Annotated in this window: 24 protein-coding genes; 8 read left to right on the top strand and 16 right to left on the bottom strand. The window is 41.4% G+C overall.

Annotation, left to right across the window (positions count from 1 at the left end; translation table 11 throughout):
- Positions 1 to 84: 84 nt before the first annotated feature.
- From V7O66_RS05335 to V7O66_RS05345, 3 genes are all read left to right on the top strand, one after another.
- Positions 85 to 456 carry a MarR family transcriptional regulator gene (locus V7O66_RS05335; RefSeq protein WP_406661931.1) on the top strand — a complete coding sequence of 124 codons (372 nt, stop codon included), beginning with the start codon at positions 85 to 87 and terminating at the stop codon, positions 454 to 456.
- Between the two features lie 38 nt (positions 457 to 494).
- The gene (locus tag V7O66_RS05340) at positions 495 to 1,118 is read left to right on the top strand and encodes a 4Fe-4S binding protein (RefSeq protein WP_406661932.1); all 624 of its coding nucleotides are present in this window, start codon (positions 495 to 497) and stop codon (positions 1,116 to 1,118) included.
- A 176-nt stretch (positions 1,119 to 1,294) separates the two neighbouring features.
- Positions 1,295 to 1,732, top strand: coding sequence for an SRPBCC family protein (locus V7O66_RS05345; protein ID WP_406661933.1), 438 nt, complete (start codon positions 1,295 to 1,297; stop codon positions 1,730 to 1,732).
- 5 nt (positions 1,733 to 1,737) lie between these two features.
- On the opposite strand, the gene V7O66_RS05350 is transcribed toward V7O66_RS05345, so the two are convergent.
- The 3 genes from V7O66_RS05350 to V7O66_RS05360 form a co-directional block, all read right to left on the bottom strand.
- Complete coding sequence (locus tag V7O66_RS05350; protein ID WP_406661934.1) at positions 1,738 to 2,835, bottom strand: citrate/2-methylcitrate synthase; 1,098 nt, start codon at positions 2,833 to 2,835, stop codon at positions 1,738 to 1,740.
- Positions 2,836 to 3,056: 221 nt separating this feature from the next.
- A complete protein-coding gene (gene acnA, locus V7O66_RS05355) occupies positions 3,057 to 5,840 on the bottom strand; it encodes an aconitate hydratase AcnA (protein ID WP_406661935.1) in 2,784 nt (927 codons plus the stop codon).
- 42 nt (positions 5,841 to 5,882) lie between these two features.
- On the bottom strand, positions 5,883 to 6,986 hold the full coding sequence (locus tag V7O66_RS05360) for a citrate/2-methylcitrate synthase (protein ID WP_406661936.1): 1,104 nt from the start codon (positions 6,984 to 6,986) through the stop codon (positions 5,883 to 5,885).
- Positions 6,987 to 7,163: 177 nt separating this feature from the next.
- On the opposite strand from V7O66_RS05360, the gene V7O66_RS05365 reads away from it, so the two are divergent.
- Together V7O66_RS05365 and glgP are read left to right on the top strand one after the other, a co-directional pair.
- Positions 7,164 to 8,399, top strand: a complete 1,236-nt coding sequence (locus V7O66_RS05365; protein WP_406661937.1) for an alpha-hydroxy-acid oxidizing protein — start codon at positions 7,164 to 7,166, stop codon at positions 8,397 to 8,399.
- Entirely contained in the window at positions 8,400 to 10,076 is a 1,677-nt protein-coding gene (gene glgP, locus V7O66_RS05370; RefSeq protein ID WP_406661938.1) for an alpha-glucan family phosphorylase, read from the top strand.
- Positions 10,077 to 10,135: 59 nt separating this feature from the next.
- Here glgP and V7O66_RS05375 read toward each other — a convergent pair whose 3' ends face one another.
- The 8 genes from V7O66_RS05375 to V7O66_RS05410 all read right to left on the bottom strand — a co-directional run bounded on the left by V7O66_RS05375 (position 10,136) and on the right by V7O66_RS05410 (position 16,167).
- Positions 10,136 to 10,444: a B12-binding domain-containing protein gene (locus V7O66_RS05375; RefSeq protein ID WP_406661939.1), complete on the bottom strand. Its 309-nt coding sequence runs from the start codon at positions 10,442 to 10,444 to the stop codon at positions 10,136 to 10,138.
- Between the two features lie 65 nt (positions 10,445 to 10,509).
- Entirely contained in the window at positions 10,510 to 10,932 is a 423-nt protein-coding gene (locus V7O66_RS05380; protein WP_406661940.1) for a hypothetical protein, read from the bottom strand.
- Between the two features lie 313 nt (positions 10,933 to 11,245).
- A complete protein-coding gene (locus tag V7O66_RS05385) occupies positions 11,246 to 11,770 on the bottom strand; it encodes a dihydrofolate reductase family protein (protein WP_406661941.1) in 525 nt (174 codons plus the stop codon).
- 6 nt (positions 11,771 to 11,776) lie between these two features.
- Positions 11,777 to 12,478 (bottom strand): ABC transporter ATP-binding protein, encoded by a 702-nt coding sequence (locus V7O66_RS05390; RefSeq protein ID WP_406661942.1) that lies wholly within the window; start codon positions 12,476 to 12,478, stop codon positions 11,777 to 11,779.
- 1 nt (position 12,479) lies between these two features.
- Complete coding sequence (locus V7O66_RS05395) at positions 12,480 to 13,691, bottom strand: ABC transporter permease (RefSeq protein ID WP_406661943.1); 1,212 nt, start codon at positions 13,689 to 13,691, stop codon at positions 12,480 to 12,482.
- Positions 13,692 to 13,703: 12 nt separating this feature from the next.
- Positions 13,704 to 14,891, bottom strand: coding sequence for a COG1361 S-layer family protein (locus V7O66_RS05400; RefSeq protein ID WP_406661944.1), 1,188 nt, complete (start codon positions 14,889 to 14,891; stop codon positions 13,704 to 13,706).
- Between the two features lie 38 nt (positions 14,892 to 14,929).
- Complete coding sequence (locus tag V7O66_RS05405; RefSeq protein ID WP_406661945.1) at positions 14,930 to 15,421, bottom strand: GbsR/MarR family transcriptional regulator; 492 nt, start codon at positions 15,419 to 15,421, stop codon at positions 14,930 to 14,932.
- 194 nt (positions 15,422 to 15,615) lie between these two features.
- Entirely contained in the window at positions 15,616 to 16,167 is a 552-nt protein-coding gene (locus tag V7O66_RS05410; RefSeq protein WP_406661946.1) for a hemerythrin domain-containing protein, read from the bottom strand.
- A gap of 377 nt (positions 16,168 to 16,544) precedes the next feature.
- Here V7O66_RS05410 and V7O66_RS05415 point away from each other — a divergent pair, with 377 nt between their 5' ends.
- The 3 genes from V7O66_RS05415 (at position 16,545) to V7O66_RS05425 (ending at position 19,077) form a co-directional block, all read left to right on the top strand.
- Positions 16,545 to 16,907, top strand: coding sequence for a carboxymuconolactone decarboxylase family protein (locus tag V7O66_RS05415; protein ID WP_406661947.1), 363 nt, complete (start codon positions 16,545 to 16,547; stop codon positions 16,905 to 16,907).
- A 218-nt stretch (positions 16,908 to 17,125) separates the two neighbouring features.
- The gene (locus V7O66_RS05420; protein WP_406661948.1) at positions 17,126 to 18,697 is read left to right on the top strand and encodes a GAF domain-containing protein; all 1,572 of its coding nucleotides are present in this window, start codon (positions 17,126 to 17,128) and stop codon (positions 18,695 to 18,697) included.
- A gap of 149 nt (positions 18,698 to 18,846) precedes the next feature.
- Positions 18,847 to 19,077: a ferredoxin gene (locus V7O66_RS05425; RefSeq protein WP_406661949.1), complete on the top strand. Its 231-nt coding sequence runs from the start codon at positions 18,847 to 18,849 to the stop codon at positions 19,075 to 19,077.
- Between the two features lie 78 nt (positions 19,078 to 19,155).
- Here V7O66_RS05425 and V7O66_RS05430 read toward each other — a convergent pair whose 3' ends face one another.
- The 5 genes from V7O66_RS05430 to V7O66_RS05450 form a co-directional block, all read right to left on the bottom strand.
- On the bottom strand, positions 19,156 to 20,121 hold the full coding sequence (locus V7O66_RS05430; protein ID WP_406661950.1) for a permease: 966 nt from the start codon (positions 20,119 to 20,121) through the stop codon (positions 19,156 to 19,158).
- 39 nt (positions 20,122 to 20,160) lie between these two features.
- Positions 20,161 to 20,547, bottom strand: a complete 387-nt coding sequence (locus V7O66_RS05435) for a putative zinc-binding protein (protein ID WP_406661951.1) — start codon at positions 20,545 to 20,547, stop codon at positions 20,161 to 20,163.
- A 58-nt stretch (positions 20,548 to 20,605) separates the two neighbouring features.
- Complete coding sequence (locus tag V7O66_RS05440) at positions 20,606 to 20,842, bottom strand: thioredoxin family protein (protein ID WP_406661952.1); 237 nt, start codon at positions 20,840 to 20,842, stop codon at positions 20,606 to 20,608.
- 128 nt (positions 20,843 to 20,970) lie between these two features.
- On the bottom strand, positions 20,971 to 21,135 hold the full coding sequence (locus tag V7O66_RS05445) for a thioredoxin family protein (RefSeq protein WP_406661954.1): 165 nt from the start codon (positions 21,133 to 21,135) through the stop codon (positions 20,971 to 20,973).
- A gap of 189 nt (positions 21,136 to 21,324) precedes the next feature.
- Complete coding sequence (locus tag V7O66_RS05450; protein WP_406661956.1) at positions 21,325 to 22,170, bottom strand: hypothetical protein; 846 nt, start codon at positions 22,168 to 22,170, stop codon at positions 21,325 to 21,327.
- Between the last annotated feature and the right edge of the window lie 289 nt (positions 22,171 to 22,459).

Here is a 22,459-nt window from a genome sequence, read left to right on the forward strand (position 1 = left end):
TTTCTGCAATTCCATGCAGTACTTGAACTCCTTTATATACTACTGCACCCTACATGCAGTACTGTAAGAAAATGGAGGTATCTCATGGTCGACTTTGCATGTAAGGAATTCGAAATTGAAGCCGTTATAAAGTGTGGATTGAACCTGACAAAAGCAGATCTGCAGGTACTAAAGCATTTTCTGCAATATGGCCAGGACTGGCTGAAAACCGAAGAGATTGCCGATGAGCTTGGGCTCAATCTCTCAACTGTTCAGAGAAGTGTCAAGAAACTCTATGAAAGAAATATTCTCATTCGCTCCCAGAATAACATGGATGGTGGCGGATATTTCTTTGTTTACAAAATTCGCAGCAAAAAGGATATTCGTGAGTTGATCATGGAAATGGTCAATAGCTGGGTTAAGAGAGTAGATACTGAACTTCAGGCATGGGCAGAAGAAAAACACGAAGTTAACTGATTACTCCCAATTATTCATTTGATATTAAAGGTGAAAAAATGCTTAAAATTACCCCATACCTTGGAATATTTGTAGTCATTGTGTCTATCGTTGGGTTGTGGTACCCAATACTTGGATACATGATGCCACTTGTGATCCTCATACTCATGGTGACCAGTGTCTCAAAGGGAAGATGGTTCTGCGGAAACCTGTGTCCCAGAGGAAGTTTTATTGATTTCTGGGTCGGAAAGGCCACCCTGAAGAAAAAGATTCCCGGATTCCTGAAAAGTTTCTGGATCAGAATCCCTGTATTCCTGATGCTTATGGGATTCATGACATACAGAATAATTAACGTGATCAACACACAGGGAATCATCAACCAGATAGGAATGATCTTTGTGGTAATGTGTCTGGTCACAACTGCCATTGCACTGGTGCTTGGAGTAGGTATCAGCCCCAGAACCTGGTGTACATTCTGCCCCATGGGAACTGCACAGAACCTCATAGGAGGAAAGAAGTACCAGCTCAAGGTCATAGATTCAAAGTGTATTGACTGTAACAAATGCGAGAAGGTATGTCCAATGCAACTTGATGTTCACACCGGTGAACTAAAGCCTGACTGCATCAAATGTGAAAGATGTGTGGATGTCTGTCCGACAAAAGCACTTGAATTTAAAGCCTGAATTCCAGTAATTCAGGTACTTCTTTTTTGTTTTCAGTATTTTAAAGGATACTTATATAATCAATCAAATATATTTAGAATATATAAGATGTACTCGATAGTTTAAATATGATATCGATTTTACTATACACAAATGATTTTCTTGATTTCTGCTGTTAAGCGGAGGCCTACTTCCAGATGCGAAAGATATGTACGGACATTATTATTGATTCCCCTGCAGAAAATGTGTGGGATATTCTGACTGATTTTGAAAAATATGAAAAATGGAATCCGTTTCTGCATATAAAGAACGGAAAAGCTGAAGCAGGGTCAAGACCTGAAGTGTTGATTCAGCCCCCTGGTTCCAGAGCAATGTTATTCAACCCTGAGATAACGAAAGTAGACAACATGCGTGACTTTCGATGGATGGGGAAATTATGGATCAAAGGATTGTTTAACGGAGAACACGTATTCAGGATAGAGATACTGGATGAGAACAGAACACGTTTCATCCAATGTGAGAGATTCAGAGGAATACTTGCTCCAATTATAATTCACCTCATTGGCACAAATGTGCAAAAGGGATTTGAGAACATGAACATATCCCTGAAAAATAAAAGTGAAAAAGAAAATTAACTTTTTCAGACAAAATTTGCCCTGGGCCTAATAACCCTGTTATCAGAATATTGCTCAAGGCAATGTGCTATCCAACCTGATACCCTTCCAATGGCAAAAACAGAAGTTGCAAGCTCAGATGGTATGTCCAGATACTTGTAAACCACAGCTGAATAGAAATCAACATTAGGATAGATAGGTTTTCCACGAAGTTCTATGAACTCATGATACATGATGTGTTCGAGTTTCTCGGCCATATCATACCAAACAGTATCACCATTTTCCAGGGATATGCGCCTTGCTATATCCTTATAGACCTGTGCACGGGGATCATAGGTCTTATAGACCCTGTGACCAAAACCCATTATCTTCTCCTTTTTGGATATCTTGTCCTGAATGTAATTTTCCGCATTGTCGGGACTTATAACCTCATCAAGCATGTCCATAACACCCTTTCTGGCACCACCATGAAGGGGACCTTTAAGAGTGCAGAGACCGCAGATAATAGCTGAATAGAGATCAGATAAAGTGGACGCCGCAATTCGAAGAGAAAATGTAGAAGGGTTTAGCTCATGCTCGGCACTGAGTATAAAGTCCTTTTCAATGGCTTCAGCCTCAAGATCCGTAGGAATTCTTCCGGTGAGCATGTAAAGGAAATTGGCACCGTGAGACAGATCGTTGTTTGGACCAATAGGTTCCACACCGATCCTGTTACGTTCAAGTGCAGCAACCATTGTTGGAAATTTGGCAACCAGGCGAATAGCCTTGTTGATATTTGCTTCGGGGGAATGTATGTCTTTCTCAGTATCAAAATGAGCCGAACATGATATTGCAGTCCTTAAAAGATCAAGGGATTCAATACCAAATTCACATATCTTCAGTACATCAGCCATGTTGTGATGAAGGAATCTTTCATTTTTCAGTCTGCTGGAATAATCCGTCAATTCCTGTTCATCCGGCAATATTCCATTGATAAGTAAATAAGAAACAGCGTCATATGACATTTCGGCAAGATGTTCTACCTCAATTCCCCTGTACTTCAGGATGCCCTGTAAACCGTCAATAAAAGATATACTGGTATCCAAAGCTACAACGCCTTCTAATCCTTTTTTAATGTCTCCCAAGTTAAGAAGCCTCCAAGTAAAAATCTGCGATTTTGCAGATTCAAAATCAAAAATATGTCTAATATTACTTTTAGGGAGAAGGATAAATAGTTTTCGCTTTTTTATAAACTTTGAAATAATAAAATAAGTGGTGGCTATTAGTTAGAAAAACAGATGAATATAATGAAAAACGATAGAAATTGATTAAAAAATAAAAATGTTAGAACAGATAAAAAGAGGAATTATTCCCCTTTTATGCTGTCTCTGAGGAACTTGTGCAGTATTCCACCATTTCTGTAGTATTCAACTTCAATGGAAGAATTCAGGCGCACAACAACGTTGAATTTCTTCTCTTCACCATTTTCGTCCTTTGCAACTACAAGCAGTTCACCAAAGGGTTCCATATCCTCTATTCCAATGATATCGAATGTTTCCTTACCGGTAAGACCAAAGGTCTGAGCATTCTCGCCTTCCTTGAACTGAAGTGGCAGCACACCCATCCCAACAAGGTTACTGCGGTGTATCCTTTCAAAAGATTCAGCAATAGCCGCTTTTACACCAAGAAGTTGTGTGCCCTTTGCAGCCCAGTCACGGGAACTGCCGGTACCATATTCCTTTCCTGCAACAACGATAAGAGGAATGTTCTCAGCCATGTATTTCATTGCTGCATCGTAGATGTAGGCTTCCTCGCCTGAGGGATGATAGATGGTCCAGGAACCTTCTTTTCCAGGAACAAGCTTGTTCTTCAGACGAACGTTTCCAAAGGTACCACGCATCATTACTTCATGGTTACCACGTCTTGAACCATATGAGTTGAAGCCCTTTTCATCAACACCTTTGGAAAGCAGGTAGCTACCTGCAGGGTATTCGGATGGGATTGAACCTGCCGGAGATATGTGGTCTGTGGTGATACTGTCATCAACGAATACGAGAACCCTTGCATCCTTGACGTCAGACATTTCAGCCACCTCAAGCGGGAAGTCCTTGAAGAAAGGTGGTTCCTGTATGTAGGTTGAGTCGGAATCCCAGCCATAGAGCAATCCGGAAGGAGCATTGAGGTTTCTCCAGAGCTCAGTACCTTCGAACACATTGGCATACTGTTCCTTGAACATCTCAGGTCTGACAAAGTCCTGTGTGAACTGGTCTATCTCTTCCTTTCCTGGCCAGATATCCTTCAGGTACACTGGCTGTCCGTTTGGATCGCATGCCACAGGTTCGTTTGTCAGGTCAATGTCTACATTTCCAGCAAGGGCATATGCAACAACAAGCATTGGAGATGCAAGATAATTTGCCTTTATCTGGGAGTTGATCCTGCCCTCGAAGTTCCTGTTACCACTGAGAACTGCAGCAACGGTGAGGTCCCTGTCATCTATTTTCTGAGATATTGATTCTCTGAGAGGACCACTGTTACCGATACATGTAAGGCAGCCATAACCTACGAGATGGAAACCAAGTGCATCAAGATATGGTGTCAGTCCTGCCTCATCGAGATAATCTGTAATTACACGTGAGCCCGGAGCAAGACTTGTCTTTACGAACGGTTTGACCTTAAGGCCACGTTCCACTGCATTTCTTGCAAGAAGACCTGCACCTATCATCAGTGAAGGACTTGAAGTGTTGGTACAGGATGTGATGGATGCAATGACAACTGAACCATGTGTTACTGAAACAGCATCATCGGAACACTTGTTCTTGGTGAGTCCCGTGTGATGTGGATGTGTCATTTCTGATATGCTGTAACCACCCTCTGCCAGCCAGCGGCTGTAATCTTCATTATCCCCATTGAGTTCCTTGCCGTTCTTTGCAGAGAACACATCTTTCATTGTCTGGTGGAAAGACTTTGACATATCCTGTATTGGGATACGATCCTGTGGTCTTTTAGGACCTGCAAGGTTTGGCTGAACTGTGCTCATGTCAAGTCCCAGTGTGGAAGTGAACTCAGGCACAGGAGCATCTTCTGCCATGAAAATACCCTGCTTCTGGCAGTATTCCCTGACCATGTCAACATGTTCCTGACTTCTGCCGGTCATGACCATGTAATCGAGTGTGACCTCATCCACAGGACAGAATCCCATGGTTGCACCGTATTCAGGACCCATGTTAGCAAGCACTGCCCTGTCAGCAAGTTCAAGTGTCTTGTAACCTGGACCATAGAACTCTACGAACTTACCTACCACACCGTGTTCCCTTAGCATCTCGACAACTGTGAGCACAAGATCGGTGGCTGTAATGCCGTCTTTCATTTCACCTGTAAGCTCAAAACCAACAACTTCAGGGATTGGCATGTAATATGGCTGTCCGAGCATTACCGCCTCGGCCTCTATGCCTCCCACACCCCATCCGAGCACACCAAGACCATTTATCATTGTGGTGTGTGAGTCGGTTCCAACAATGGTGTCAGGATAAGCTACGAGCTCGTCGCCCTTTTCCTTTAAGTGGACCACTGATGCAAGATATTCAAGGTTTAACTGGTGGATGATACCACTGGCTGGTGGAAGAACTCTCATATTGTCGAAAGCCTTTTGTGCCCAGTGTAATACCTCATAACGTTCATTGTTGCGGTGGAACTCGTATTTCTCATTGCAGTTACGGGCATAGGATGTACCGTAATAATCCACCTGTACAGAGTGGTCAATTACCAGATCTGCAGGGATCACAGGGTTTATCTTGTTTGGATCTCCACCGAGCCTTTCCATGGCAGACCTGATGGCTGCGAGGTCAACAACCGCAGGCACACCTGTGAAGTCCTGAAGAATTACCCTGGAGGGGATAAATGGAATATCTAATGAAGGAACTCCTTTCGGACTCCAGCCGGCAAGATTTTTGACATCTTCTTCGGTCACTACTTTTCCGTCAACGTTTCTTAAAAGTGCCTCAAGTAAAACCCTGATAGAATACGGAAGCTTTGCAAGGTCAACAAGACCAAGTTCCTCAAGTTTCTGTAACTGATAAAATGTTACATTCTTACCGGCAAAATCAAAAGTACCTTTAGCCCCAAAGGGGTCATGAGTGGAAGTATCGCTCATTAATGTCACCTGTTTAAACAAATTATAAATTATTAATATGATCTAGATCTCAACGAACTTTGCTCTGGGTCTTATCACCCGGTTATCTGAATACTGCTCAAGGCAATGAGCTATCCAGCCGGATATCCTTCCTATTGCAAAAACTGCGGTTGCAAGCTTTGGAGGAATTTCCAGATATTTATATACGACTGCGGAGTAAAAATCCACATTGGGATAAATAGTTTTGCCCTTATTTTCTACAAATTCCTTAAAAGCTGCCTTTTCAATTGATTCTGCGATCTCAAACCAGCTAAGATCTCCCTTCTCCGCTGCGATCTGACGTGCAAGCTCCTTGTATATCCGGGCTCTTGGGTCGTAGGTCTTATAGACGCGATGTCCAAAACCCATGAGTTTCTCATGAAGATTCACCTTATCTGCGACATATAATCCTGCATTTTCAACTGATCCAACCTCATCCAGCATTTCCATAACTGCCATGCGTGCTCCCCCATGCAGAGGACCCTTTAGTGTGCAAACGCCTGCAATTATCGCAGAATAAATATCCGTAAGCGTTGAAGTTGCAAGCCTTGAAGCGAATGTTGAAGGATTCAATTCATGTTCGGCACTGAGAATGAAATCCTTTTCAATTATTTCAGCCTCCAGATCGGATGGTCTTTCACCCCTGAGCATGTAAAGGAAGTTAGCTCCATGGGACATAGAAGTGTCTGCCTCAACTATCTCCTGACCGGTTTTTATACGATAGAACATGGCAACAATAACAGGGAATTTTGCAATCATCCTCATTCCTTTCCTTATGTTTTCCTCGGATGAATTGCCATTCATATCAGAATCGCAATGTGAAAGATATGATATAGTCGTGCGTAAGGCATCCATTGCTTCGATATTGAAGTTGCAGGAACTTAGTACGGCCATTGCATCCGAAGGAATAAAGCGTTCCTGTTTCAGTTCATTCGAATAATCTTCAAGTTCCCTGCCATCAGGAAGACTGCCCTTTACAAGAAGATGTGAAACCTCATAGTAGGATAGCTTGGACAGGTCATTGATATCATGCCCTCTGTACTTTAAGATACCCTGCTCTCCATCAATAAAAGCAATGCTTGTCTCAAGTGCAATTACATTTTCCAATCCTTTTCTTATTTCATCCATTTGTAATCCCCACACCACACATGAAATACATAGTAATTTATCTTAATAGAAGATAGATTTATGTTATAGCAATATTAAATTTGATGTGGGAATTATTGGAAATATGGGATTATCGGATAATGTGGGAATTATTAGGTTCTCCCTGAAACCTTGAGTGGAAAATGGATAGGTGGGGATTTGGCAAAGTGGTATTGTATAGTCTGTAAAGTGTATCATTATGACGAGGATCTCGGTGATCCTGAAACAGGAATAGAGCCAGGTATTATCCCGGCAGATTTTCCAGAGTCATGGAGATGTCCGATATGCGGAGCTACCAGTGATAAGCTGGAAAGAGAAGATAGCGAAGATAATGATAATTTCGTGGGCAAAGAAAAGAAGCAGACAGCAAAGGTTGCCACTGAGATAATATCCACAGCTTCTGATAATCCTGCAGTGAAGCCGGAATACTCCCAGGAGTATGGAAGGCCTCTTGGACTTGCAGCTATCGGTCAGGGAATTGCCTACCTGAATAATTTCAGGGCACTTGAGAAGATACAGCTTCGTACAAGACTCATAGGTGAGCACAAAGACCCTATCATCAAAAAGAACTTTTTCGGAACAGAAGTTTGTATGCCCATCTTTGCTGCCCCCATGGGTGGTGTGAGCTTTTTCACCGGCATGACCGAGGAAGAATTCTCATATTCCATTCTTAAAGGTTGCAGGCTTGCCGACACAATAGGCTGTACAGGTGACACTGCCGGAGATTACGGTATGCATCCGGGTATACTCGCATTACAGAAAGTAGAGGGGCATGGCATCAATATCTTCAAACCCCAGTCACAGGACATACTCATTGAACTGATGAGGCAATCCCAGGAAAACAATGCCCTTGCTGTTGGAATTGATATCGACGGCGCCGGCTCGGTGAATTTTACCCTTGCGGGTAAACCGGTGTACAGGAAAACTGTTGAGGATCTGAGAGAATTGAAGAGGTCCACAGAGCTTCCTTTCATGGTAAAAGGTATCATGTGCCCTGAAGATGCATTGATGGCTGTGGAGGCGGAAGCCGATATCATAGGAGTTTCAAATCACGGAGGACGTGTACTTGACTCCACACCCGGTGTTGCCGAAGTGCTTCCGGGAATCGTAAAAGCCATCCGGGAAACTGAGCGGGGCAAGAAAGTGGTCATAATTGCTGACGGTGGCATCAGGAATGGATATGATGTCGTGAAGATGCTTGCACTGGGAGCCGATTTTGTACTGATGGGCAGGCCTGTTGCACGTCAGGTAATTGCATCCGGTGAGAGTGGTGTCAAGAAACTCATGGATTACATTAGAACTGACATAAAGAAAGCCATGATAATGACTTCGTGTAACACTCTTGATGATATTAATGAGGATATTCTTGTAAAATCAAAGGATTGGGGAGTTTAAATGATCAGTTCAGAGGGAGTTATTGGTAAGGAGAAGATCGCTTATTTTTCGATGGAGATTGGATTGACGAATGATATACATACATATTCTGGTGGGCTGGGAGTCCTGGCAGGAGACACGATTAAAGCGAGTGCTGATCTGAATCTCCCGCTTGTTGCGGTAACCCTTGTGAGTAAGAAGGGACATTTCAGACAGGAGCTTGATGCACAGGGCAGACAGACCGAGCATCCTGAGGGTTGGGATCCTTTCAGGTATATGATGCCTCTTTCCACAGAGGTTACAGTTAAGATCGAGAACAGGGATGTCAAGATCAAAACATGGCTTTACAATTATCAAAGTATGATCGGGGTCACGATACCAATACTCTTTCTGGACACTGATGTCGAAGGTAACGCTCCCCAGGACAGGGAGATAACCCATCATCTTTATGCAAGGGATGAGCAATACCGCCTGAAACAGGAGATTATCCTTGGGATAGGTGGATTGAGGATGCTCGATGCCCTCGGATACAAGGTACGGAAATATCACATGAATGAAGGGCATTCAAGCCTGCTAACCCTCGAACTATTGCATAAATATGAAATGGATGTTGAAAAGGTCCGAGAGATGTGTATTTTTACTACCCATACACCTGTGGAAGCCGGGCACGACAAGTTTTCCCATAGTCTTGTAGAGCAACTGATGGATGAAAATACAGACATGGAGGCTTTAAAGAGGTTTGGAGGATCTGACAGGTTGAACATGACACTTTTGGCCCTGAACTTGTCAAGATATGTAAATGGTGTGACCAAAAGACACCGCGAGGTCTCTGCAAAACTTTTTCCGGGATATCACATCCATTCAATAACAAACGGAGTTCATTCATACAATTGGACATCCACTCCTTTCAGGAAACTCTATGACCAGTATCTTCCAGGATGGGCAAAGGATCCTGAGTTGCTTGTAAGGATCGATGGCATACCTGATGAGGAGATTTGGCAGGCTCACCGCGAATCCAAAAAGAACTTGATAGATTATGTCAATAGAAAAACAGGCGCTGGTATGGACTATGAGACCCTGACCATCGGGTTTGCAAGACGAGCTACGGAATATAAAAGAACGAACCTGCTTTTCTCGGATCTTGCCAGGTTGAAAAAGATTAATAAGAAGGGGAAGATCCAGCTTGTCTTTGCAGGCAAGGCCCATCCGAAGGATATGAAGGGGAAAAAGCTTATTGAAGAGGTCTTTGGCTATATAAATGAGCTTAAAAATGAGATCAAGATCGCATATCTGGAGAATTATGATATGGATATTGCTTCCAAGATGGTATCAGGGGTTGATATCTGGTTAAACACACCACAGAGACCCTTTGAAGCATCCGGTACAAGCGGTATGAAAGCGGCTCACAACGGCGTGGTAAATTTCAGCGTTCTGGACGGCTGGTGGATCGAGGGCTGGATAGAAGGGGTCAATGGCTGGTCCATAGGACCTGAACCAGAAGAGATATTATCTGTTGAAGAGAGCAAGACCCGTGAACTTGATGACCTTTACAGCAAACTTGAGTATATAATAATTCCGATGTACTACAAGAGAAAGGACGAATGGACAAAGATGATGAACAGTTCCATAGGGACGATAGCCTACTACTTCAACAGCCACAGTATGATGCGCAGGTATGTGACCGAGGCTTATTTGTGAAGTAGGTGAATTACAAATAAAAAAAGAGGAAGAGAATGCTGGAATGTATCTTAAGTTAATTACATACTTACGACTAGATTACCGAACCAGCACACATCCTGTTTGGAGTCAATTATCACAGGTTTGAGCACATCGATCCCTGATTCTACTATATGGGATGCCTGGAATATCTGGGAAAGCTGTGATTTACCCTCTTCGAAAAGATCGCCTACTGCTTTAATCCCTTCAATGAATCCGCACTCGATAAGATCAACCGGATTTATTCCGGCTTTGACTGCTTCAAGGGCTATTCTTTCAACTTCACTTTCATCGAGATCAATGACAGCATGCTTTGCCCTGTCGATGATTTCTTCTTTTCTTGAGTACATGTATATCACCTGTTTCGAATGTTTTTATATCGTTTTTCCGTTATTCTGTTTTTGTAATCTTGAGTTCAGATAAATCCCATATCAAACATCAGCGATACTGCAATTGCCAGTATTGAGAATGCAAAGATGGTGAGATAATTCAGACGTTCCTTGGACACCGAGAGACTCCACAGGATATATTCAAGCCCTTCGTAATCCGTCTTGCTCAGTGACTGCCTTGTTTCGATCTTTTCCAGCAGCTCCAGATTCCTCAGAACAGCTACCCGGCGTGTTGCAACATGATATCTGTGAGCGAAGAAGATAAGGTAGCCAATGACACCCAGATAGAACAGAGCTTTTGAAAGAATACCGTTGTAGTAATCTGCAATTATTATCAACCTCAACAAAATTGCTGAGACCAGGCCCAACCAGAAGTAGAATTGTATTCTTCTGATGCTGTAACCCTCGGGGATACGTATATTAGTTAGATTCGATACAGTTTCGTTCATAATTTCTACCTGATTTTTTGCCATACATCTTTTTAGTCTGGTCTGCCCGCATATTCGATTGTTTAAATATACAGGCATACAGAATCCATATACCTACTTTATAATATTTAAAATTATGCTTTGTAGAAATGACTATGAATTATAGATTAAATTTAAAAAAGAGAAAAATAAGATTTATACTGAGCCCAAATTCTCATTTCCCATCAATATTTGAGCTTAAATTTTGATAATATGGAAAGGATTTTAATTGTACTGATTTTAGATTGTGCTCTTTTGCTTTCTTTGCCAATAAATTGGTTCATAAGAACATCACTTACCTTTTCATATAATGGAGCATTGCCATTCCATTTACAGTTTTGTTCTTTAACAATTTTAGTTTAATTTCAGGATTCCTATCTTTAAAAAGAGAGATCCCTTCTCCAAGAATACAAGGTAGAACAGTTACAAAGTATTCATCGATCAAGTCTTTCTTTATGAAATCGTCAATTATTCCCGCACCACCTATCAGCCAGATATCTTTGCCTTCCTCATTTCTCAATTTTCCGATGAGATCTTCGGCATTTTCATTAGTAAATATCACATCTTCGTTATTGGCCCTTTTTTCTGATGTATAAACATATCCTCTGGTACCCTTGTAAGGATATTCGCCAAAAGTAAGTACCTGATCGTATGTTTTCCGACCCATAATCACTGTATCAATGGATCCATAAAATTCATCATAACCAAAATCGGGATTCGGTTCAGAGCCATCACCATCCAGCCAATCAATATCGCCATTTTTTCGTGCGATGTAGCCATCTAAACTCATTGCAATATATAATATGACATTTCTACTCATCTTTTTTCAGCCCTCGCTAGCCTCTTTTTCATTCGTTCTCTCATCGCTGACCAAAATACCATCTTCGAGGGTAATAACCCTGTCAACATATTCGATATGCCACGGTTCATGTGTCACCATTACAATTGTCTGGCCATATTTTTCATTCAGCTCTTTGAAAACGTCCAACACCTGTCTCGAGTTTCTGGTATCCAGATTTGCACACGGCTCATCGGCAAACATGATGTCAGGTTTTTTTGCTATGGCTCTTGCGATCGCTACTCTCTGTTTTTCTCCACCGGATAATTCATCAGGGATCCGCTTGTGCTTATCTTTCAGGCCAACCTTGTCCAATGCTTCAAGGGCAATATCATAGGATTCCTTCTTTGACTTTCCTTCCATCATGGAAAGCACGTAAACGTTTTCCGCAGAGGTCATTTCATTAATGAGTGCATAATCCTGAAATACATAACCGACCTGCGTTAGCCTATAGTAACTTCGTTCTGCTTCAGGCAGACTGGAAACCTTTAATCCCCGAATGGTGTATTCTCCGGCGGTCGCATCGTCCAATAATGCCAGTATCCTTAGCAGAGTTGTTTTTCCACTTCCGGATGCACCCATAATGGCTACAAATTCCCCTTTCTTTATCTCGAACGAAACACCATTGAGAGCCTTGACAGCAGTTTCCCCTGACCCATAATGTCTTTGCAGATCTTTCACAACGATCATATCATCTTCCCCATATAGCTTTGAGTATGCTCTCTTTTGATACACTCCAGGCAGGAAGTGTTCCGGCTATCACTGATAATGTGAGCATGGTAACTATGCTCTGAACAAGCAGCATAGGATCTATCTGAGGACTTATTTCCATGGTTTCATAGAATGTTACCGGATTTGCCTGGAAGTAGAACATGAGTGAAAGGTACAATACCAATCCTGCGAATATCCCCAGGGAAACATAGAACATGCTAAGAAACGCATAGGACAATACGATCGATCTAGGGGTAATGCCTATTGCTTTTAAAATACCAATCTCTTTCTTCCTGTTGAGTATGTTGATATAGATGATTATAAGGATCAATGCTGCACCCACTATCAGACTCACGAACTTTGACATTGTGTCCAGAGCACCAAGGCTTTGTACCGCCTGTCTTATGAGGGTCTCGGATTTATCAGCCCATGTGAAGACCTCCTCATTCACCCCGGCATCCCTTATCTTATCCTTGATCTGGTTTTCACTCCCTGGCTGGCTAACCCTTACAACTACACTGGTAGCTTTACTCCCTTCCAGACCATATACATCTTCAATCTCTTTGTAGTGAACCAGAGCATTAAGGTCAACAAGTTCAAATGTGCCTTCCATGATGCCTTTGACCTTATAGGTCCTTTTTACGCCATTACTGTATGTTACATCAACAAGTGATCCCACTCTGGCCTCACCCAGATCATCATATATTTCTCCAAAAATTGTACTTGTACCTGCGATTGCAGCACCAAGGATTATTTCATCCTGGGAAAGTTCCCCCAGGAAATCCCCTTCAACGATACTATAGGGATATTGTGATATCTCGTATTCTTCTGTGGGAAGTAGCCCTGTTAGCGTAACTCCTACAACATTTTGTTTATGCTCAATGGATGCTCCCACATCCAACCTCTTTGTTGCCGCCCTTACTCCTTCCACGGCCCGAGTCTTCTTCAATACGCTATCGGCATTGTTGATGTAGGTATTGTCCCCCGATGGTTCGATGACAATATCCCCGTAAGGATAGTCCTGCATGATCCCGGTGAACAGGACTGTCATTCCCCCTATCATCGATGGAAGGAATACCAGGTTCATAAAGATGAGAGAGAGAACAAAGACTATGAATATGAGTGTCTTTTTATTGCCTCTTTTTATGCTACTGGATGCAATGAGAGCTCCCACCCTGATATCATTGATCATGTCGAAGACCTCTTACTGTTCTTTCTTGTCAATTGGGGTAGCTCCGCCTTCCATCAACTGTTTGATTATCTCATCCTTTGACTTCTTTGTCCTGTAGTTGTTGTAGACAAGTCCTCCAATGACTGCCAGGACTATCAATACGAACACAGCCATTCCTGCTCCGCCACTTTTCTCCATGACTATGAGACTGATATTTGTTTCGATCTGCTCTTCTCCAAAATCATCGATATACGTAATGGTCACAGGAATCTCATATTCTCCTTCCTGATTAGCTATGAAGGTGATAACTGCAGGTCCGTCTTCATTAGGGTCAAGTGTTCCTATGAAAGATTCTTTTAGTCCTTTGAAGGGATGGTCAGCATAAACTCTAATTGAATTTATTGTTCTGTCACCAGAGTTTTCGATTCTCATGGTCAATTCTACAGTATCGTCCATGTAAGGGAGAACAGGATCAACCTTTACAGATGCGAGATTCAGGCTTCCTTTTTTGTCAAGCACGGTTATTTTAATGTCATATTCATCTTTTTGCTTACCAAAATCATCTTCATAATTTATAATAACAGGAATTTCAAGCTCTCCTGAGCTGTCTGCCTTAAATTTGAATAATGCGGTTTGAGTACCATTTAAGCCAAGAGTTCCAATTGTAGAGTTTTTAATTCCTTTAAATTCATGATATAGACTAACTGATACAGATTTTGCTATTGCATCACCAAAATTCTCTATTCCCAACTTTAGGTCGACTGTATCCCCCTCATAAATATATTCAGGGTCGGTTTTGACAGAAGATATCCTTGGTTCTGCATGTTCACCTGTGACCACCACCTCGACTTCATAATATGTTGTCCTTTTTGCATCCTCATTTCCATATGTCAATTTCATTTTTATGATATGAGGACCAGGGTTAGCATCAGGAGTTGTTCTCATATGGTATCTCAACTGCCTTTCACTGCCCTGATATACAAATTTAGGAATATAGGCAACCAGATCCTCTGTAACTATGATATCCGGTGGGATGCTGATTATTTCAAATGTGATTTCTTCAGGAACTCTGGTACCACAGTTCTCAAGGCTTATTCCCACAGTGAATTCTTCATCCATACCTACTGAACTGGGACTTATATCTTCTATAACTGCAGTCAAACATTCGTCACCGGAGGATTCTGCTTCGACAGTAGATATTCCTGTTAGAAAAATTGTCAAAATTAATAAGAGGAAATATGTTAGCTTTGTATTTTGATTCATTCTTTATTCATCCCCTTCTGAATCTTTTCTGTGAATTCAATAAGATTTTTAAAGATCAAGTCCAGTGCAACCATTTGCTGATAATATTGTTCGATCACTTTGAGTGTTTCTTCAGATTCTTCTGCTTTACTATTTTTGCATCTTTCAATTATTGCAGGAAGATCTTTTAGCGCAGGACTAACGAAGGCTTCACTCTTACTTTTGATCGTATGAATGGTCATTGTCAACATATCTCTCTGAATTGAGAAATACAGTTTTTTTGAACCGGCCTTCTTTGTTTTTTCTACAAGGGTTATTCCACTAAGCAGTTTCATTGCTGCACTTACTGCAGAAAAACTGTACCCGGTTTTTGCAGAAAGTTCTTCTAAGGTTACTGGATCGGCTTCAGAATAAAGCGTTGCAAGCAATTTAGAGGAAAGTTCATCAAGTCCGTAGGACCTCATCCCCTGATACACAAGATCTTCAAATTCTTTTTTTACTGTTTCCATATCAACGCCCTATTAACACTATTTCCAGTAATTACTGTAAATTATGTATATTGAGGTTATATAAGTTTTGATTATGAATCGATAAAAATTAAAAAGTAGAGCAAACAGTACACAGCTTAATGAAAAACTCTGTAAGAACCTTTGCCATAATAAGCGGTGTCAAGGGCCCAGGGCTCGGGCTTACCATAGCTGAATTAAGACTTCACATAAACATCTTTAAGGCTATGGAGAAGCTTGTGGAACTCTTCGTGTTTGCCTTCACCTACTTTCTCGATCTCAACGAGCTCAAATGATTTCAACATATTATCCTGAATCTTCTTGGCAAGATGTTCATCTGCCATTGGAAAAAGAGTATTTTCCTCTTTGATGATATGCGGGGTCAAAAGTTCAATATAATCCCTTGAGCTTTTGACTATTGTTGATAGAGCTTCAGAGTCCATATTTCCAGAAATCGCTTCACTTATCATTTTGACATTTCGCCTTCCATGTTCATGTTCTTCCAGAAGGGAATCTATCATGTCTTCTGAACCAGGAATATCTGCCTTTTTCATTGCAGGGAAAAGATATTCTTCTTCTTTTGTGTGGTGACATTTGTCAACAAATACTTTCAAGAATTCAACGACATTCTCAAGATGTTCATGTTTAACTTCTTTTCCTGATTCGATATCTATGCAGATTCCATCCAATATATTCAGCATCAATTTGACAGCATGATGTTCTTCTTTTAGATCATCAGTTGGTTTCATTTTATTCTCCCCTTATATTTTTAGCAAGCTCTACATAATATTTGGCAGGTGAGCTCACAACCTTGACAAGATTAGATGCATCGATTGCATTAGGATGCATACTTCCAAGTAAACTAAAAGTTCAAACAACGACACCACAAGAATCCACAAGTTCTTTGGTTACATCTTCAAGATCTGTATTTGTCAGGTTATACATACAAACCTCAATACATTTGGATTGAAGTGTTTAAATCATTGTCTTTACTATAGTCTCCGTTGAACCCCTATAAATCAATGATAACACTTTTACTTAACATTTTTTCTATATGTATTCTGCTGGCAAAATAAGTAAATAGTAATTGATCATAGAATTAGTGTTAGACAATTGGGGGTATTAAATGTCTAAATATGAAGAACTTGAACACAAAGAGTTACTGGATAGTATGAGCGATAAACTTAGTTTCACTCCCCGTATACTTGAGATAGTGGGAGATATTGATTCTAAGTTCCTGAAGAAATACAACCTTTGCAACCACAGACTGTTATCAGATGGTGCTTTGCCTGCAAAGACAAAGATACTGATGGCTCTGGCAGTGGTTGCATCCAAGCAGTGCGAAAGATGCACAGTCGTCCAGATGCAGAGCGCAATCAATAACGGTGCTACCAAAGAAGAGATCATGGAAGCAATGGATGTAATATTCATAACTTCAGGTGCGCCAGCTGTTGCAGCCTGCAGAGATGCATTAAAACAGCTAAAATGAAGACAGGATTATTGTTAGATTAACATTAATTGGGAAAATAGCCATCACATAGCGGTACACTAGACTGACCTGTTACAAAACCTATAAATATTTTTATATCTTTTCTTTTTGCAGGCGTAGTATCTCCCCAAGTGGACATACAATACTCCTTGTTTGATATTTTCCTATATGATTTTTTTACTTGCGGACCTGACAAAATATGGAATGAGGTATGACAATTGCAATCTGAGAATGAATATCGCATGGTCTTTGAAAATTCACCACTGCCCATCACTTACTTCGACCAGAATGGAATGATCTCCCTTTGCAATGAAAAACTCAGCAATATTCTCAATATGCAAAAAAAGGAGATAATCGGCTTGAATATGGCCGATATATTCACAGACAAGGAGATGCAAAATGTTATTAGAAGAGCCATCTCAGGAGAGCCTGCATACTATCAGGGCGAGTTCTATCCCCATGGAAAGGATGAAGCAATAGAGATCGAGATACACTGCAATCCCAACATCTCCAGTCAGGATTCCCCTAATGGTTCCGTTTGTATCCTGGAAGATGTCACTTCAAGAATGGAACTTGAAGAAGCACTGAAGCTTGACGAGTACCGTCTTGAAGCACTCCTGGAACTTGAACAAATGACTGAAGCGCCAATGCAACAGATAACTGATTTTGTGCATGAACAGGCGGTCAGGCTTACGCAAAGCAAGATAGGCTATATTGCATTTCTAAGCGATGACGAGAGCAATCTCATAATGCATACCTGGTCGGACAGTGTGATGAATGAGTGTACTGTTCCGGATAAGAAGTTCGTGTATCCAGTGGAAGCTATTGGACTCTGGGGGGAGCCCATACGCCAGAGGAAGCCTTGCATAATCAATGATTACCCTGCACAGAACCCACTCAAAAAAGGATATCCATCGGGCCATGTGGAGGTTTATAATTACCTGGGCATACCTGTGTTTGATGGTGAAAGAATAGTTGCCACTGTTGGAGTGGGTAATAAGGATGGAGATTACGACAGAACAGATGCACGCCAGTTAACATTGCTGATGCAGGGATTATGGAATCTCATACAGCGCAGGGAAGATATCGAGAACCTCAGGGAATATGCAGAGGAGCTCGAAAGATCCAATGAGATGAAAGACCTCTTTACCGACATATTACGCCATGACCTGCTAAATCCTGCAGGGATCATCAAGGGCTATACCGATGTTCTGCTTGAGAGCGAAGATGATGAAGAAAGAATGGGGATGCTTAAGACCATCGATCGGAACAACAGCAAACTCATAGATATTATCAGAAGCGCAGCCAGCTTCGCAAAACTGGATACCATTGATAGCATAGAGTTCAATGATATGGATATTGCCCTGATGCTTAGAAGGATAGTGGAAAACCTCAAGCCACTCAGCGATGAAAAACAGATGTTCGTCGAAGACATACCCAACGGTTCGTACATGGCAAAGGTGAACCCCATGATAGAGGAGGTTTTTGTTAATCTCCTGTCAAACGCCATCAAGTACAGTCCCGAAAAAGAAAGGATCATCATAGATATACTGGATTACGATGAGGATTGGAAGGTGACATTCACAGACTTTGGCACAGGGGTAAAGGATGAGGACAAGCCAAAGCTCTTCGAACGGTTCAAGCGAGTGGACAAAAGCGGTGTCAAGGGTACAGGACTCGGACTTGCCATAGCAAAGAAGATAACCGAGCTGCACGGCGGACATATTGGAGTGGAAGATAACCCTGCTGCAAAGGGAAGTGTTTTCTGGGTAACATTGAAGAAGGCCTGAATGACATTCTCCAGATCAATTTTTACCTATTATCAGGTCAAAACCTTTGGTAGAGCAAATAATAAATACAGACCCACCAAACACGTAACGTAATTAAAAAGTTGGCTTGAACTATCAAGCCCTATTATCGAATTGAGTGGGGAAATACAATGGCAATGAAAGAAAACAAATTAGACGAGAATGTTGATGGTGCTTATTATGTGGATGATGAATGCATAGGATGCCATTTATGCGTAAACGAAGCACCTGATAATTTCAAGATGAAAGATGATGATTCGACTGCATATGTTTTCAAACAGCCTGAAAACGATGAGGAAAAAACAGCCTGTGAAAGTGGGCTTGATGCCTGTCCTGCAGATGCCATTGGAAACGATGGTTAAGAGTGGAAGATTTCTATTACTTTTTCGGGAGGAAAATAGAGGAATAAGATCTAGTATCTTACCCCTCTTGTGTCATTTTTAAAGAACTGCATTGAACATATATCCCGTGAATATCACAGCTACTGCTACGATGGTCACGAATAGTATTATCAGTTCATTATTGAGAACCTTCTTCAGTATGATCATCTCAGGCAGTGATACTGCGGTGACGGACATCAGGAAGGCCAGGGAAGTACCGATTGGAAGTCCTTTTCCGATGAGACTTTCAACCACGGGGATCAGACCCATTACATTGGAATAGAGTGGTACGCCTATGAGTACTGCAACAGGGACAGCGAGAAGGTTATCCTTTCCTGCATACTGTGCAAGTATTCCTTCAGGGGCAAATCCGTGGAATATTCCTCCAAGACTTACACCTATGATGACATAGATCCAGATCTTTCCTACAATGCTTTTGACCTCTTCGACAGCGTAATCGAGTCTCTGCCTTGAGCCCATCTCAGCCTCTTTGAAAGGGAGAGAATGTACCTTGTAGACAAAATCTGCAACGTATCGCTCCAGCTTGAGCAGGCCTATGATATAACCTCCGACAACACCGATGACGACACCTGAAACAACGTAGAGTGCAGTTGCCTTGAATCCCAGTGTAGCCCAGAGTACAGCAATGGCTGCTTCATTAACAAGGGGAGAGGTGATGAGGAACGAGAATGTCACACCAAGAGGGACTCCTGCTTCAATGAAACCTATGAAGATAGGAACGGATGAGCATGAACAGAAGGGGGTGACAGTACCCACAAGTGATGCTGCTACATTGTATATGGGTCCTTTTTTACCTCCAAGTATCCTTCTGGATTTCTCAGGTGTGATATAGGACCTCATGTAAGCTATCAGGAAGATCATTACAGAAAGAAGTGCAAATATCTTCAGTACATCGTAGATAATAAAATTCAGGCTCTTTGCAAGACCTGTGGTAGCTTCGATCCCAAGTAGATCGTAAGTGACCTTATCTGCTACCCATTGCATGGGATAGAACACGTCAACCATAGTATCATTTCCTCCTGATTAAATCACATAATTCAGCTATCAGAAAAGATCCATGCACTTTTCCAGACTCTCAGAAAGTACAGAATCCTCGATATCCATATCCCTTGTCTTCTTCACACCAAGTTCAGTGACAACTATATGCTCGCTCACTGGGATCCCGGCGTTCTCGAATACGGTAGAGGCACAGTTCATTGGACAGCCATCTATCACAACTATTCTGTCACAGCCCTCTGCATTCTTCAATTGAGCAGGGATCTTTGCACCTACTCCGGCGGTACACAGCATCTTGCCCTTTCCGGCTTTTGTCAGTTCTATTGCCAGCTGGTTAGAGATGATACCTACATTCGCTGATCCTGAGCATGGATAGATACCAACGATCTCTGAATCACATTCACAACTACAGCCACAGTTCGTATTTTCAGTCATTTTTAACACCTTTTCAAGTTTTATAATTTCAATACTGTATCATGGAAATAGGACTGTCTTATTTTCCGGTGATCCATTGTTTAACATTATCCACACTGGGAACTCTACCAGCCAGCATTACCTCGCCGTCAATGACAAGCCCGGGAGTGATCATTACCCCATAGGAAAGGATGGTCTCATAATCCTCGACCTTGACAACATCCGCCTGCATCCCAACTTCCTGAAGAGCTTTTTCAACAATTTCTTTTGTCTTAACGCACTTTGCACATCCTGTTCCGAGTATTTCTATTTTCATACGATCACATCCGGTCTTTATCATACAGCAATCTATTAGTTTGAGTACTTACAAGTTATTTCAAATAATATTGAAATGACCTATTTCAAATAATGTTGAAATGGATATTTATAGATTTCGGTTTCAAATTAATTTAAAATGGATTGTATCAACGATATATAGGAAAGGATGGTCTCATAATCTTCGACCTTGACAACATCCTCCTCCATCCCAACTTCCTGAAGAGCCTTTTCAACAGCCTCTTTTGTCTTTACGCACTTTGCACATCCTGTACCGAGTATTTCTATATTCATACAATCACATCCGGCCCTTATCATACAGCAATCTATTAGTTTGAGTACCTACAAGTTATTTCAAATAATGTTGAAATGACCTATTTCAAATAATGTTGAAATGGATATTTATAGATTTCGGTTTCAAATTAATTTGAAATGGATTGTAGCCACGATATCAGAAAAAGAGAAAAAGAAAAATAGTTCAGTTCATGCTTGCTCAATACTTATCAACATTGAATGTTTCGGGTCATTTACAAATATGAAAGACACTTTTTCAGATGAACCCAGCTCGGCAGCACGCTCAACCATTGCATTCAGTGCAAATGTCTCATTATTATCAAGCGTGTAACCGTAACGATGTCTACCTAGTTGCTCGCTTACTTCCGGGGAAAGAATGGTCTCACCAGGTTGCAGTGAATAAGTTTCGTTGAATATGAGGTTGCTATAAGGATCATATACCTCAACAGCAAATTTGTGCCCTATGCTATCCTCATTGATAACCTCAAATGTCAGTGGGTCAATTGGATAATTCTTCTCCATCGATCTTGTATCCAGAATATCGGATGCAACGACAAGATGAATGGTCTGCCCATTAATCACAACATCTGTCGGAACTATGTTATAACCCATATCATAAGTGGAAATCGAGCCGCGTACCTCATTATCTCCGATCGAAATATCCACATTGTATTCAGGAGATCCGGCAACAAAGCCCTTATACCAGATCTTACCCCGGCGCTCACTTGAATCCTGTATGACGATATCAATATCCTCACCCAGCAGGGTAATTTGCAAGGTGCCATTGTCTGCAGAACCCATTAATTCATCATAGTCTATGAGGACCGTTTCATGATAGTTCCAGTCATCGGACACCTCAATTGAAGCATTTCCAACATAAACTTTAGAGATGATGCCTGTTTCATCCCCCCAGTCATCGGAGAAATCAATGAAGGAATTTCCAGCATCAACTTCAGAGAGGATGATTGTTTCCTCCCCCGGATCATCTGAGCCTAAAAGGGCATTGGCAGAAATTACGGCTGCCAGAAAGATCAATATGATAAGAACTAATTTGCTTCCTTTGATACTATCCCAACCCGCTTAAAGATGTATTCCACTCATCTGGATGATAATAAGGTTTAGAACCTATCCCATATAATTTCTTTCATTCATGATTGACAAAAATAACAATGTTGCAATCAATCAGTTTTGGTCTTGGGAATATTTACTAGTGTATGTATTGGTGAATATACTGGAATCTGAATCTACACATCCCGTAAATTTGAGAGTCAACCCTATCAAACATATCATTATTAATTCATTAAACGTATCTTTCTATGTATGA

Source organism: Methanolobus sp. ZRKC3 (assembly GCF_045291275.1).
Taxonomy (GTDB): domain Archaea; phylum Halobacteriota; class Methanosarcinia; order Methanosarcinales; family Methanosarcinaceae; genus Methanolobus.

Excerpts from the sequence above, each read along its gene's own strand:
- V7O66_RS05335 (WP_406661931.1), top strand. The coding sequence starts at position 85 with ATGGTCGACTTTGCATGTAAGGAATTCGAAATTGAAGCCGTTATAAAG.
- V7O66_RS05340 (WP_406661932.1), top strand. The coding sequence starts at position 495 with ATGCTTAAAATTACCCCATACCTTGGAATATTTGTAGTCATTGTGTCT.
- V7O66_RS05345 (WP_406661933.1), top strand. The coding sequence starts at position 1,295 with ATGCGAAAGATATGTACGGACATTATTATTGATTCCCCTGCAGAAAAT.
- acnA (WP_406661935.1), bottom strand. The coding sequence starts at position 5,840 with ATGAGCGATACTTCCACTCATGACCCCTTTGGGGCTAAAGGTACTTTT.
- V7O66_RS05360 (WP_406661936.1), bottom strand. The coding sequence starts at position 6,986 with ATGGATGAAATAAGAAAAGGATTGGAAAATGTAATTGCACTTGAGACA.
- glgP (WP_406661938.1), top strand. The coding sequence starts at position 8,400 with ATGATCAGTTCAGAGGGAGTTATTGGTAAGGAGAAGATCGCTTATTTT.
- V7O66_RS05375 (WP_406661939.1), bottom strand. The coding sequence starts at position 10,444 with ATGTACTCAAGAAAAGAAGAAATCATCGACAGGGCAAAGCATGCTGTC.
- V7O66_RS05380 (WP_406661940.1), bottom strand. The coding sequence starts at position 10,932 with ATGAACGAAACTGTATCGAATCTAACTAATATACGTATCCCCGAGGGT.
- V7O66_RS05385 (WP_406661941.1), bottom strand. The coding sequence starts at position 11,770 with ATGAGTAGAAATGTCATATTATATATTGCAATGAGTTTAGATGGCTAC.
- V7O66_RS05390 (WP_406661942.1), bottom strand. The coding sequence starts at position 12,478 with ATGATCGTTGTGAAAGATCTGCAAAGACATTATGGGTCAGGGGAAACT.
- V7O66_RS05395 (WP_406661943.1), bottom strand. The coding sequence starts at position 13,691 with ATGATCAATGATATCAGGGTGGGAGCTCTCATTGCATCCAGTAGCATA.
- V7O66_RS05405 (WP_406661945.1), bottom strand. The coding sequence starts at position 15,421 with ATGGAAACAGTAAAAAAAGAATTTGAAGATCTTGTGTATCAGGGGATG.
- V7O66_RS05410 (WP_406661946.1), bottom strand. The coding sequence starts at position 16,167 with ATGAAACCAACTGATGATCTAAAAGAAGAACATCATGCTGTCAAATTG.
- V7O66_RS05415 (WP_406661947.1), top strand. The coding sequence starts at position 16,545 with ATGTCTAAATATGAAGAACTTGAACACAAAGAGTTACTGGATAGTATG.
- V7O66_RS05425 (WP_406661949.1), top strand. The coding sequence starts at position 18,847 with ATGGCAATGAAAGAAAACAAATTAGACGAGAATGTTGATGGTGCTTAT.
- V7O66_RS05430 (WP_406661950.1), bottom strand. The coding sequence starts at position 20,121 with ATGGTTGACGTGTTCTATCCCATGCAATGGGTAGCAGATAAGGTCACT.
- V7O66_RS05435 (WP_406661951.1), bottom strand. The coding sequence starts at position 20,547 with ATGACTGAAAATACGAACTGTGGCTGTAGTTGTGAATGTGATTCAGAG.
- V7O66_RS05440 (WP_406661952.1), bottom strand. The coding sequence starts at position 20,842 with ATGAAAATAGAAATACTCGGAACAGGATGTGCAAAGTGCGTTAAGACA.
- V7O66_RS05445 (WP_406661954.1), bottom strand. The coding sequence starts at position 21,135 with ATGAATATAGAAATACTCGGTACAGGATGTGCAAAGTGCGTAAAGACA.